The sequence below is a fragment of the Limosilactobacillus reuteri subsp. porcinus genome, from assembly GCF_036621895.1.
GTDB classification, from domain to species: Bacteria; Bacillota; Bacilli; order Lactobacillales; family Lactobacillaceae; genus Limosilactobacillus; species Limosilactobacillus reuteri_J.
In genome coordinates this window covers 1-13215 of sequence record NZ_LN887390.1, presented here as the reverse complement: position 1 = coordinate 13215, position 13215 = coordinate 1, and the positions used below count along the sequence as shown (strand labels likewise).

General features: G+C 39.2%; 13 protein-coding genes. 3 read left to right on the top strand and 10 right to left on the bottom strand.

Annotated elements, in window-relative coordinates; all coding sequences use genetic code 11:
* Nucleotides 1-80 precede the first annotated feature (80 nt).
* Nucleotides 81-1883 carry an aspartate--tRNA ligase gene (aspS, locus tag AACL61_RS04645; RefSeq protein ID WP_339111041.1) on the bottom strand — a complete coding sequence of 601 codons (1803 nt, stop codon included), beginning with the start codon at nt 1881-1883 and terminating at the stop codon, nt 81-83.
* A gap of 381 nt (nt 1884-2264) precedes the next feature.
* Here aspS and AACL61_RS04640 point away from each other — a divergent pair, with 381 nt between their 5' ends.
* Entirely contained in the window at nt 2265-3113 is an 849-nt protein-coding gene (locus AACL61_RS04640) for a fructosamine kinase family protein (protein WP_339111040.1), read from the top strand.
* Between the two features lie 200 nt (nt 3114-3313).
* On the opposite strand, the gene dtd is transcribed toward AACL61_RS04640, so the two are convergent.
* The 6 genes from dtd to AACL61_RS04610 form a co-directional block, all read right to left on the bottom strand.
* Nucleotides 3314-3751: a D-aminoacyl-tRNA deacylase gene (gene dtd, locus AACL61_RS04635; protein ID WP_102816273.1), complete on the bottom strand. Its 438-nt coding sequence runs from the start codon at nt 3749-3751 to the stop codon at nt 3314-3316.
* 10 nt (nt 3752-3761) lie between these two features.
* Nucleotides 3762-5999: a RelA/SpoT family protein gene (locus tag AACL61_RS04630; protein ID WP_339111039.1), complete on the bottom strand. Its 2238-nt coding sequence runs from the start codon at nt 5997-5999 to the stop codon at nt 3762-3764.
* 18 nt (nt 6000-6017) lie between these two features.
* On the bottom strand, nt 6018-6353 hold the full coding sequence (locus AACL61_RS04625) for a hypothetical protein (protein WP_003674298.1): 336 nt from the start codon (nt 6351-6353) through the stop codon (nt 6018-6020).
* Between the two features lie 78 nt (nt 6354-6431).
* Nucleotides 6432-7172, bottom strand: coding sequence for a 16S rRNA (uracil(1498)-N(3))-methyltransferase (locus AACL61_RS04620; RefSeq protein ID WP_003665818.1), 741 nt, complete (start codon nt 7170-7172; stop codon nt 6432-6434).
* Nucleotides 7173-8132, bottom strand: coding sequence for a 50S ribosomal protein L11 methyltransferase (gene prmA, locus AACL61_RS04615; RefSeq protein ID WP_102816275.1), 960 nt, complete (start codon nt 8130-8132; stop codon nt 7173-7175).
* A gap of 77 nt (nt 8133-8209) precedes the next feature.
* The gene (locus AACL61_RS04610; protein WP_020843066.1) at nt 8210-8515 is read right to left on the bottom strand and encodes a hypothetical protein; all 306 of its coding nucleotides are present in this window, start codon (nt 8513-8515) and stop codon (nt 8210-8212) included.
* Between the two features lie 196 nt (nt 8516-8711).
* Between AACL61_RS04610 and AACL61_RS04605 the strand changes: the two genes are divergently transcribed.
* The gene (locus AACL61_RS04605; RefSeq protein WP_003668154.1) at nt 8712-8891 is read left to right on the top strand and encodes a hypothetical protein; all 180 of its coding nucleotides are present in this window, start codon (nt 8712-8714) and stop codon (nt 8889-8891) included.
* A gap of 106 nt (nt 8892-8997) precedes the next feature.
* Entirely contained in the window at nt 8998-9957 is a 960-nt protein-coding gene (locus tag AACL61_RS04600) for an L-lactate dehydrogenase (RefSeq protein ID WP_102816276.1), read from the top strand.
* A gap of 82 nt (nt 9958-10039) precedes the next feature.
* Here AACL61_RS04600 and AACL61_RS04595 read toward each other — a convergent pair whose 3' ends face one another.
* From AACL61_RS04595 to AACL61_RS04585, 3 genes are all read right to left on the bottom strand, one after another.
* Nucleotides 10040-10216, bottom strand: a complete 177-nt coding sequence (locus AACL61_RS04595) for a hypothetical protein (RefSeq protein WP_003671106.1) — start codon at nt 10214-10216, stop codon at nt 10040-10042.
* A 75-nt stretch (nt 10217-10291) separates the two neighbouring features.
* The gene (locus tag AACL61_RS04590) at nt 10292-11368 is read right to left on the bottom strand and encodes an Ldh family oxidoreductase (RefSeq protein ID WP_078009097.1); all 1077 of its coding nucleotides are present in this window, start codon (nt 11366-11368) and stop codon (nt 10292-10294) included.
* Between the two features lie 72 nt (nt 11369-11440).
* Nucleotides 11441-12862, bottom strand: a complete 1422-nt coding sequence (locus AACL61_RS04585; RefSeq protein WP_339111038.1) for a C69 family dipeptidase — start codon at nt 12860-12862, stop codon at nt 11441-11443.
* Nucleotides 12863-13215: the final 353 nt, after the last annotated feature.

The following is a 13215-nucleotide window of genomic DNA, read 5'->3' as shown; positions in this document are numbered from 1 at the left end:
TTTTACAAACCGCGAAATAAAATAATCCTCGTGAACAGTACACTTCAAGTACCTTTTCACGAGGATTATTTTTGTTTTATTTATTGTTCATCTGGATCTTGATCGAGCTTATAGTCAATCTTTTCATCAAATTCAATTTTAAGATCATCAAGTTGTTGTTCACTAACTTTACCTGGAGCTGCCGTTAATGGTTCAACTGCCTTCGAGTTCTTAGGGAATGGAATAACATCCCGAATACTATCAGCTTGAGCTAGTAACATAACCCACCGGTCTAAACCAAAGGCAAGTCCTCCCTCAGGTGGCATCCCCATCGTTAAGGCCTTAAGCAAGAATCCGAAGCGCGCTTCTGCACGTTCCTTTGTATAGCCAAGAGCCCTGAGAACTTTTTCTTGAATCTTTGGATCGTGGATACGAATTGATCCCCCACCGATCTCGTTACCATTCAAGATAATATCGTAACTTTGAGCATGAGCTTTATGAGGATCTTCCCCATCTTCAAGATAATGTAAGTCTTCTTCATTTAACATTGTGAATGGGTGGTGAGCGGCAATCCACTTTCCAAAGCCTTCATCATATTCAAACATTGGCCAATTAACAACCCATAAGTAGTTCCATTGGTCAGGCTTAATCATATCTAGCTCTTCAGCGATTGCCCGACGAAGGTAGCCAAGTGAATCTGATACAACGTGGAAACTACCAGCAACAAAGAGGATTAAGTCCCCTTCTTTGACATCCATTTCTTCATTGATTTGGGCAACTTGATCATTTAAGAACTTAGCAACTGGACCATTGTAACCATCAGCAGTTACCTTAACCCATGCAAGTCCCTTTGCACCAAAACGCTTAATGTATTCTTCATACTTAGAAATATCTTTCCGAGAATACTTATCTGCTCCACCAGGAACGCGAATTGCACGAACATAGTTACCATCAGCAACAGTATTAGCAAAGACCTTAAATGAACTATCCTTTACAATGTCAGAAAGGTCATGAATCAACATCCCGAAACGAGTATCAGGCTTATCGGAACCATACTTGTCCATGGCTTCTTGCCATTCCATCCGTGGAAATGGGGTCTTAACATCTCCCCCCACGATTTCCTTCATTACCCGCTTAATTAAACCTTCTGTAACTGTTTGGATATCTTCAGGAGTTACAAAACTCATTTCAGTATCAATTTGTGTAAATTCTGGTTGACGGTCACCACGAAGGTCTTCATCCCGGAAACAACGTGCCAATTGATAATACTTATCAACTCCGGCTGCCATTAACAATTGCTTAAATAATTGTGGTGATTGTGGTAAAGCATAGAAATGACCGGGGTAAACACGTGATGGAACAATGTAGTCACGTGCTCCTTCTGGTGTTGACCGTGTTAAATCAGGGGTTTCAACATCCATAAAGCCTTCATTATCATAGTAATTGTGCACGATCGAAGCAACCTTACTCCGCAACTTCAAATTACGCATCATTTCTGGGCGCCGTAAATCAAGATAACGGTACTTCATCCGTAAGTCTTCAGAAGCATCAACACCATCAGTAATATCAAATGGCGTTGTTTCTGACTTTGCTAATACCTTAACCTTGTCAACAGCTACTTCAACTTTTCCAGTCTTCATATCTGGATTAATTTCTTTTTCTGCCCGTAATTGAACTTTTCCTTGAACCTCAAGAACATATTGGTTACGAACCGCATTTGCGATTTCAAATGCTTCTGGATTTTCTTTTTCGTTGAATACTAGTTGAACAATTCCTTCCCGATCCCATAAATCAATAAAGATAAGTCCACCTAGGTTACGACGCTTAGCTACCCAACCCTTTAAGACAACTTCTTGTCCAACTTGCTGTTCATTTGTATCCCCAGCATAATTTGTTCTCTTCATTCTCCGCTTACCTCTTTCAGTTTTTAATAACAGTTTAAATAAAAAGCACCCTTGAAATTACAAGGGTGCAAATGCACGGTACCACCTTGGTATCACTCAAAAATAACGTCTAAACGACGGAGCATATTGCCCAGCTTCAAAAGGGTCAATCGAGGCTGAAATATTTGGAGCTCTCACCTTTCTCCAATCGCTGATAATTTCAAGTACCCGAGCATTCTTTATCAACAGCTATTAATATCTTTAATTTACATTTTTACCTTACTCGATCCCCTCATAAATGTCAATACTAAGGTTAATTGGTGCCTTATAAATCAACTTTATTTAACAACACTTGCCTAAAAATGGTATAAATAAAGTAATTTAATAAAGGAGGAACATCAATTGGAAAGTCCAAACATAGCATGGTTTAAGCGCCTTCCATTAAAAAATCTCACTTCTGTTAAACCAGTCAGTGGTGGTGATATTAATTTAGCATATCAAGCCACAACTACTGATGGAAATAGGTACTTTATAAAGGTTCAACCTAACCATTCACAAGATTATTTTAATCATGAAATTAATGGTCTCAAAGCTATCGGTAAGGTCATTAATACCCCAACCCCACTTTACCATGGTAAAATCGATGGGAATGCCTATTTAATTTTAAACTGGCTTGATGAAACTTGGGGTAATCAAGCCGACCTGGGATTAGCAGTTGCCAAAATGCACCAACAGCATAATGATGAATTCGGCTTTATGGACAATCATCAAACCAAGGCCCTCGTAAAAAACAATTCTTGGAACTCAAGCTGGCTTGATTTTTATATTAATCAGCGACTAGAGCCAGAAGTAAAAGTAGCAAGCCAACGCGGACGATGGAATAAATGGCGGCAAGAACATTACCAACAAATGGTTAATAAATTTACTGATTACTACCAACACCATGAAGTCATCCCTAGTCTTCTTCATGGTGATTTATGGGCCGGCAACTTCTTATTTGCTGGCGATCATAAACCATACTTAATCGATCCAGATGCATTATTTGGGGATCGTGAATTTGATTTAGCCATGACAACTGTTTTTGGCGGTTTTGATAATAGTTTTTACCAGGCATATAGCAGCGTCTTTCCATTTGATGATCAACTAGATGAACGTCTTTCATGGTATCGCTTCTATTACCTATGCATGCATTTAATCTTATTTGGCGAAAGCTATGGTGGGGCAGTCGATCAAATTTTAAGTCAATACTAAAATGGGGCTGGGAGAAAACTTTTGTTTTCTCCCAGCCTCAACTGCTTTCATGAACAACAGAAAGATAACGTGGAAAATAACCACAAGGCTCGAGTCTAAGTACGAACGATAATCAGCCCGTGCCGTGCTAATCATCGTCCTAGCTTAGCCAACCGCCTTGTCGAGGAGGTTATTTCCTACTCCCAATGTCTCTTTGCTTTTTAGCGTTCATAAATAATCGTTGTTGGACCATCATTTTCCAGATCAATTTTCATCATCGCTCCAAAATGTCCGGTCTCAACAGGAATACCAGTAGCAGCTAATTTTTGATTAAAAAGATCATATAACGGTTCAGCAATTTCAGGACTAGCCGCCTGTGAAAAACCAGGACGATTCCCATGTTTAGTATCAGCATAAAGGGTAAATTGGGAGACTGATAAAATCGCACCATTAACGTCCCGCAACTCCTTATTCATCTTACCGTTTTCATCCTCAAAAACACGAAGATTAGTAATTTTATGCACTAAGTAGTCTAACTTTTCTTCGGTATCATCTGGAGCAAAACCGACTAAGAGAAAATAGCCAAGGCCAATTTTACCAACAACTTCATCATCAATTGAAACTGCTGCATGATTTACTTTTTGTAAAACAACTCGCACAAGCATCCTCCTATCGAATAATTCTTTTGACAACGTAAACATCTGGAATGTTCTTTAAGCCATCCATGATCAGTTGTAACTGCCGTAAATTACGCACTCCGATAATCAAACTAATTGTCACCATCTTATTGTGGTCAACTTTTCCGTTAACTGAATTTAAGAAGCGCGTACTGTTATTTACTGAACGTAAAACATCATTTAATAAGCCATTTCGATTGTATCCCTGAACTTCCAAGTCAGCATTGTAGTTTGTTCTGTCGCCATTAGGATTTGCCCAATATACACTAACAATTCGTTCGCCATTCTTACGGGCGGCTTTAATATTCGGGCAATCATCCCGGTGAACTGACACTCCTCGTCCCTTGGTAATGTAGCCAGTAATAGCATCTCCAGGGATTGGACTACAGCAATGACTTAAACGGACAAGAAGATTGTCAACTCCTTCAACAATTACGCCCTCGCTCGATGCCTTAGCCTGTTTTTGCTTTTCACGTTCATTTGGCTTTTCAAGAGTCTGATGGTCTTCTAATACAGCTTTTTCTGCCGCTTGTTGACGGTCGCTTTCAACTCGTTGCCGGATATCAGCAGTAAAACGATTTCTAATACCCACTGGAGCCAAGTCACCAAATCCTAAAGCCGCAAACATATCATCACTACTATTGTAATGAGTCTCTTGAGCAACCTCCTCACATTTTTCATCAGTCATTAATTCTGCTGGCGAATATCCTGCTTCACGGAGTTCGTTTTCAAGAAGTTGTTTTCCTTCTTCAATGTTCTTTTCTCGATCGTGTGCACGGAAGAATTGGCGAATCTTATTACGAGCTCGCCGCGTTGAAACCAAATCAAACCAATCACGACTCGGACCAGCTGATGATGATGAAGTCAAAATATCAACAATATCACCATTTTTGATCTCATAATCAAGGGGTACAATCCGTCCATTTACTTTAGCTCCAGTTGTATGATTACCAACTTCAGTATGAATTTGGTAAGCCATATCAAGTGGTCCAGATCCCTTAGGCATTTCAATTACGTCACCTTTAGGGGTGAATGCATAGACCTTATCAGTAAATATATCGCTCTGAATCCCCTGCATAAATTCATCTGTGCCTTGACTTTCACTTCGTAATTCAAGGATTTCTTTGACGACATTTAGCTTTTGACTATCCTGAGTTTGTTGGATTCCATTAGTCTTTCCTTCTTTATATGCCCAGTGAGCAGCAACCCCATATTCAGCAATTTCATGCATCTTGTGAGTTCGAATCTGTACTTCTAATGGCCGTCCTTCTGGTCCAATAATTGTTGTATGCAAGGATTGGTACCCGTTAGTCTTAGGCATTGCAATATAATCCTTAAACCGTCCAGGCATTGGTTTCCAATTAGTATGGATAGCTCCAAGAGCAGCATAGCAGTCCCGGATTGAGTCAACGACAATTCGAACTGCAAGAAGGTCATAGATTTGGCTAAATTGCTTATGCTGAGTAACCATTTTACGGTAGACAGAATAAATATGTTTAGGCCGGCCATAAATTTCAACATTCGGTCCTAAGTCCAAATCTGCAATCGCCTTTTTTATTAACTTAATTGACTCATCAATATAGTCAACCCGCTGATCGCGCCGTGAATTCATCAAATGGACAATCCGGTAATATTGTTGCGGATTTAAGTACCGTAATGACAGGTCTTCTAGTTCCCACTTAATAGTACTGATACCCAAGCGATCTGCAATTGGAGCATAAATTTCAAGGGTCTCATTTGAGATGCGGCGCTGCTTATCAGGTCGCAAATGCTTAAGAGTGCGCATATTATGAAGACGGTCCGCAAGCTTGACAATCATTACCCGAATATCCTTTGACATTGCAAGTAATAATTTACGATGAGTGGCAGCCATTTGTTCTTTATTTGATTTGTAACGAATCTTACCAAGCTTTGTATCACCATCAACGATCATTGCAATGGTTGGTCCAAAGAGTTCTTTAATATCATCTAAGGTTGCGCCAGTATCTTCTACAATATCATGTAAATATCCTGCACAAACTGTTTCGGGATCCATACGAAGATTAGCAAGGATCCCCGCAACTTGGATAGGATGAATAATATACGGTTCCCCAGATTTACGTCGTTGATCATGGTGAGCTACCTCGGCAAAATGATATGCCTTTTCAACTAAAGCAACGTGTTCTTCATTCATATAAGAACTAACTATCTTTTGAACATCTTCATGTGTCAATTCCTTTTCTTTTGACATCGGACGACCTCCTTTCAATTACTTTTGTTGACGCATTGCCCAGGATAAGTACGCAAGCGCTAAGTAAGCAAGGGCAAAGTAATAAGTATATCGGGGCATAAAGAAATACGCAGTTATCAAGTAAAGGATTGGAAAAATGAATAACTCGCCCCATTTTCGCTGGTGCTTATAAATCCAATAGCCTGACCAAATACTAAAAATACCATTAATAAGGATTAAGACAATTTCGACCATTGCTACCCGCGTGACAAATGGAAGCTTATCGACAACAAGCGTCAATACAATCCCAATTAAAATACTAGCTAGCCATAATGGTTTGTCTAAATGTTCCCATGCTTTTTTCATAAAATTCATTCTCTCTCAACACCTATATTCAGTTTTAAATCACCGATTAAAGCTGTTCTTTATTTTACCATAAGTAAGCCGGCTACATTATGACAATTCCATTGCATATGAAATAGCTGCCATGAAATATAATGGCGCTGTTTCAGTCCGCAGAATTCGTGGTCCTAAACCAGCTGCTACCACGCCAGCTTCATTCATTTTAGCAATTTCATTTTCCGATAACCCACCTTCTGGGCCAAAAACAGCAAGGATCGAATCTCCTGGTTTAAGGGCATTAAATTGTTGCGCTAAAGCACTTGTCTCCCCTTGTTTAGCTGATTCTTCCCAAGCAACTATCCGTTCAGTAGCGGGATAATTGGCTAACAATTGATCAAGATTAGCACTGTATTCAACCTGGGGAATCTTATTTCGATGGGATTGTTCCGCTGCTGATTCAGCTATCTTTTGCAGACGTTCGATCTTTCGTTTCTGCTTATTTCCCTGCCAATGACTAATGGAGCGAGCAGCATCGAAGAAAACAATTTTGTCTGCCCCCAATTCAGTTGCCTTTTGAACAATTAATTCTGGTTTCTCTTTAGTCTTTGGAATTCCGCAGGCAAGCGTTACCGAAACTGGCAATTCACTATCAGCATCTAACTTCTGATTGATTTTTAATGTTGCCGTTGGTTCTGTAGTACTAAGAGTCGCAAGGTAAACACAGTGGTCGGCTAATACAAGCTCAACACTTGTTCCAACCTCTGCACGCATTACCTTTAACAAATGGTGGGCTGCTTCAGATGGCAATGTTACTTCATCAGCTGGAGTTGCATTAACAAAATAGCGTTGCATTTATTTCACCTCGATTGGCTTGTGGGTAATCATTCCGTGCCAGTCCTTCATCTGCTGTTCATCGTCAATTACAAATCCTTGCTCTTGCAACTTTTGACGAATCAACGGAGCCTTATCATCGATAATTCCAGAGACAAGGAATTTGCCACCTGGCTTAAGATTTTCGTATGCCTGCGGAATAAGGGGCACGATGATTTCCGCAAGAATATTAGCAACAATCAAGTCTGCCTGGGTATGGATCCCATCTAACAGGCTATTTACGCCAACTTTAACATCTTTAGCGACCGGGTTTAGTGCAAGATTCTTTTTTGCTGAATTTACTGCTACTTCATCAATATCATAAGCATCAACTTTTCCTGCCCCTAAGTGCTTGGCAGCAATACTTAAAACACCAGAACCTGTCCCGACATCGATTACATATTCATTACCAGCAATTGTTTTTTCAAGAGCCTCCAGCATTAAACGAGTAGTTGGATGAGTCCCAGTCCCAAAAGCCATTCCTGGATCAAGAAAGATTAATTTTTCTTTAGGATCTGCTGGCTCATATTCTTCCCATTGCGGAACAATCGTTAACTGATCCGTTACTCTTAATGGGTGATAATATTTTTGCCAAACCGTTGCCCATTGTTGATTATCGACGGTCGCTGCTGAGACATCATTTTCTCCTGGATTCAGGCCGTAATCCCTTAATTTTGCTACTCGTTGATGGATAGTTGGCAATAGTTCAGGAACAAATACGTTTTGTGGGAAATATCCAGATACTGCTGCGCCATTCTTTCGGTGCGGAATTGATGATGGATCAATAAATTCACCGTGGTCCCCATACTTTCCCTCATGTAAGTTTGTAAAATCAGCGGCATCTTCAATTTGAACGCCTTGTGCTCCCATATCCGTCAAAATATAGCTAACTGCTTCAACAGCCTCACTAGAAGTTATTACCTTTATTGCTGTCCAATCCATTTAATGACCTCCTTAAATAATAAAATCGTGACCACAATAAAAGTAAATGGTCACGATAAATACCAACTTAATAAAGTTTAATCATTTTCATTGTCAACTTTACTAATATGTGGTCGTTCTTGTTCGCGTTTCTTTTCTTTTTCTAAATGATGACTCAAGTAATTGATTAAGTCGGATTCAGTCAAGAAAATGCGGGGATGATGTTGGTGGTGCAACCGAACATCAATCTCGTTAATTTTTAATCGTCCGGTCCAAGTATGGGAATAACGAACAATTACCCGATTATTTAGTCTGTGTTTACCAAAGCGGAACACATATACGTGTTGGGGTGTCATCATTGGCCGAATGTACTCTTTTTTATACATTAAATCATTGTCGCGCATAAACTGCTTAGTTCGATTCAGAATGGTAACCACCTCCTCTATTATTATTCCTGATCAATTTTAAATTAATCTCCCTAGATAGGTATATTTTAGCACAGGTCATCAACGTTCCAAAGTTTAATCTATGTTTAAACTTTAATTTTCAAAAAAATGCTATACTATGTTCACAATACTTTAAGGAAAGGTGATTACAATAGTGAGTCTCTTAATTGCTATTCTTATCTGCTGGTTGCTATGGAAGATTGGGGTTTTAACGGTTAAGTTCATTGGTCTAATCCTTCTTATTCTATTAATCGGGACATTAATTCATGTTTTACTTTGGCCAGCGATCCTTTTAGCAGTCATTATCTTAGGAGCAGGCTTATTTACTAACTAATTTATCTATAAAATCTTATAGTAATTTTTCTGCGGAATGTTATAATCATTACTGTGAGAGAAATCTCAAATAATGTATACATAAGATGAAAGGGAGACTGTTTATTATGTCTAAGAATCATCAAAAAGTTGTTCTTGTTGGTGACGGTGCTGTCGGTTCAAGTTACGCCTTCGCAATGGCTCAACAAGGAATTGCTGAAGAATTTGCTATTGTTGATATTATCAAGGAACGGACTGAAGGGGACGCAATGGACCTTGAAGACGCTACTGCTTTCACCGCTCCTAAGAACATCTACTCAGCAGATTACGACACTTGCAAAGACGCTGATTTAGTTGTTATTACTGCTGGTGCTCCACAAAAGCCTGGTGAAACTCGTCTTCAATTAGTTGATAAGAACTTGAAGATCATTAAGTCCGTTGTAGAACCAATTGTTAAGTCTGGTTTTGACGGAATCTTCTTAGTTGCGGCTAACCCAGTTGACATCCTTACCTATGCTGTTCAAAAGCTTTCTGGCTTCCCTAAGAACAAGGTTGTTGGTTCAGGTACTTCACTTGATTCCGCACGTCTTCGGGTTGCTCTTGGTAAGAAGCTTCATGTTGACCCTCGTGATGTTATTGCTAACATTATGGGTGAACATGGTGATTCCGAATTTGCTGCTTACTCAAGTGCTACTGTTGGTGGCAAGCCATTACTTGACATCACTAAGGATGAAGGTATTTCAGAAGATGAATTACTTAAGATTGAAGATGATGTTCGTAACAAAGCATACGAAATCATTAACCGCAAAGGTGCTACCTTCTATGGTGTTGCCACTGCTTTAATGCGGATTTCAAAAGCTATTCTTCGTGATGAAAATTCTGTTCTCCCTATCGGTGCCCCAATGAACGGTGAATACGGACTTAACGACCTTTACATCGGTACTCCAGCTGTTGTTAATGCTTCTGGTGTTGCAAAGGTTATTGAAGTTCCACTTAACGACCGTGAAAAGAAGGCTATGGCCGACTCTGCTAAGCAATTGGAAGAAGTTGCTAAGAACGGTATGGCAAAGTTACAAGGTAACAACTAAGCCATATTCATAAATAAAACGATAGATTATCGTGCTACTAAAAAACTCTCAGCGTTTAGTAAAACGTTGGGAGTTTTTTTGCCTATTTTTGATCATTTTTTAAGTCACGTGCAAAATCATCAAGAAAGTCTTCTATTAATTTATCCTTATAACCCTTTTTTCTAAGTTCACTCGCTAAAATTGCCGAAGTAAGCCCCTTTCGAATTGCTAACTTATGATCACCTGCGAGCCAAAACATTACTAATTCTCGATCTTCCATTTAAAATGCTCCTTTTTCCTCATATATTCAGTGTACCACTTTCACTTATCAGGATTTGAAGGAGTTTATCAATTATTAAGGAACATCAATACCAAGTTCAGTTCCTATTTCTTTCATTTCTTGATAGGTCTTTTCATCAATCGTGACACCTTTTTCTTTATTTTCTGCTAATAAACGGTACTCACGATCACCGGGTACCCAAATTTCTTTACCAGGAATATGTTCAAGCTGGCGAATTCGATCTAGCATTGATGTGGCATCTTTCTTCAATACCTCTGGATCACCAAAGAATGCTGGATTAAGAACCATTACAAATTGACTAAAATCATGTTTACCACTAACAGTATCGGCAGAGATAGAGCCTTGAGCTAAAATACCCGTCAATAATTCAATTACGATAGAATTTCCCATCCCCTTATAATTAGAATTTTCCTCATCATTTCCGCCAAGAGTGAGAACTCCTCCACCTTTTTGTTCCCCTTCAGTAAAGGCCGCGGTGGCAAGAATATCTTCTGCCTCTTGCGCATCAGTTACTACCTGCCGATCTTTATCAACTGCCCATTCGCCTGGCAACGGTTCGCCTTTTTTAGCATGAACTTGAATTTTTCCACCTGAAACAACACAAGTGGCACCATCAAACATAAATGGATGTGGAGAAGCAGGAAAGCCAAACGCAAAAGCATTAGACCCAAGAAAAGCCTGAGTAGCATTAGTTGGGACTACCAGGGGACGAGTGTTAGTAAGGGCAACTCCTACCAATCCAGCTTCTAACGCTAATCTTGTATAGTAACCAGCGGTGCCGAAGTGATTCGAATTGCGAATAACAGCAATTGCCACCCCTGTTTTCTTAGCCTTTTCAATTATTTTTTGAGTCGCTAAAACCGTTGCGAGCTGTCCCATATTTTGATTAGCGTCAACAAGGACGGATCCTGGTAACTCACGAATAATTTTGGCTTTATTTTGGGGAATAATCGTTCCTTCTTTAATCATCCGACGATACCATGCTAATCGTTGAATCCCATGAGATGAGATCCCGCGTAAATCCGCATCAACTAGAGTGTCTGCTAATAATTGACTGTCATCTTGGTTAAATCCCAATTTTGTAAAAACTTCTACTAGATAATGCCGTTCATCGGTTGCTTGAATTCTCATTTTTATCCTTCTCTCATTTTACATTAATTATATTTTAATAATAAAGTGAGAAATGTCAATATTCAAAATATCTTAAAGGTTAGGATCCATCTTAAATGACATCTTTGAAAGCTCACAGCCTTCAGTTAATAATTCAAAGAAGAGGGCCTTTGTCCGTTCATTATAATGGGTAGCTATTTCATGATTTTGCCCAGTTAGATAATCAGTTAATGCCTGCCTTTCAAGACTAGCTGCTTCTTTATCAACCTGCGCAATTTTACGGCGTGCCCATTCATTTAGCTCCTTTTGGTAGTCTTCATCTTTTTCCATAAATTCTTGATAATGACTTTCAACAACCTCTGCTAAGGCTTCATTTAACCAGAATGCAGACTCTAAGTTCATTTTTTCCGGTACGTTTCGATATAATTCATCAGTATCGTCAGCATTAGCAAAAAATGGAACATAAGGGTTAAAGGCTGGGACCCCTAATTCAATCCAATGAATACTTGTTTTATATTTATTCAGATTGCGCACTTGTAAAATATGTGATTGGGCCGTCCGTGATAAAGAGATAGCTCGGTAAGTCTTACGTTCAGGAGCATCCCCCATTGGATCGTAAGGTGTCTCATTAAAATGCGATTTTAGAACATGAACATATTGGATGTCTTCATTAGCAATCTTAAATTCAGCCTTACGAATAAATGGCATTTCAGAATCTTCGGGACGTTGGCCTAATGAAGCATTAGGACTAAGGTAACGTTGAGCAAACCAGGTCCGCGGTGTGTTGTAATGACGGTCTTTTTGTGTACTGGTACCAAAAATATGACGGAAATCCCACCGGTCATGGTCAGGGTTTAATTGGTGTTCTTCAACAAATTCTTGAATTCCATCAGCCCACATATAATTATCAGGATCGTCAAAATCGATATCTTCAATTGCTACCTGGTTAGGAGTAACAGCATAACAATCATCAGGAATACGAACTGCAACCCATTGGTGACCAGTTACTACTTCCATATACCAAATATCATCTGCATCTGCAAATTGCATTCCATTTCCCTCAGCAGAGCCCAATTCAGCAATTAATTTTCCAGTATATTCAACTCCTTCACGGGCAGAATGAATATACGGTAATACTAAAGTACAAAGTGAGTCTTCTGCCAGGCCATTTTTTACGTATGGATCATATGCTAACACCCGATCATTTGCATAAACACTCTCAGTAAAGGAAGCTGCCACATTTGCTTCATTAATTCCATCTTCTTCATTAGGTCCGGCTGTTTGATCAAGGGTAGGCGTAGAAGTATAACGCATTCTCTCTTCCGGCAAAGCTACAGTTACTTTATTGTAAGGTGATACGTAGGTTTCGTGGCGTCCTTTTACTGCCGGTTTTACTAAAAATCGCTTGGGTTCAATTGCTTTTACGCGATCTTCATTACGAGCAATATAATTAGCACCGTCGAGAGAAGCCTTTTTACCGACCATAATTGATGTACAAGCATCTTTATTTTGCATATTTATTTCCTCCTCAAATAATAGCGATTACATTATCTATGATACGCTAATTTGGTGAGGACTGCAGTATTGAGCGAGTATAAAAACCCACCATGTTTAATCGAATGATGAAAAAATTAAATGAGAATCTGTTAAATCGAGGAGAGTCCTTGTATTATTATTTATGGGGTTACCTTCTTTTCTATGTGATTTGGCGATTTCATTATATCAGAGGGCGAGCCTCTTTTTAGTTTAAAAACAAAAAATCTGATATTGGTATAGGAAGTGATATTTCTATATCAACATCAGATACTTACGTCCATCTTTCAACCGAATCCAAGAAAGAAACAGCTGTAAGCAGTCAATAACAGTAC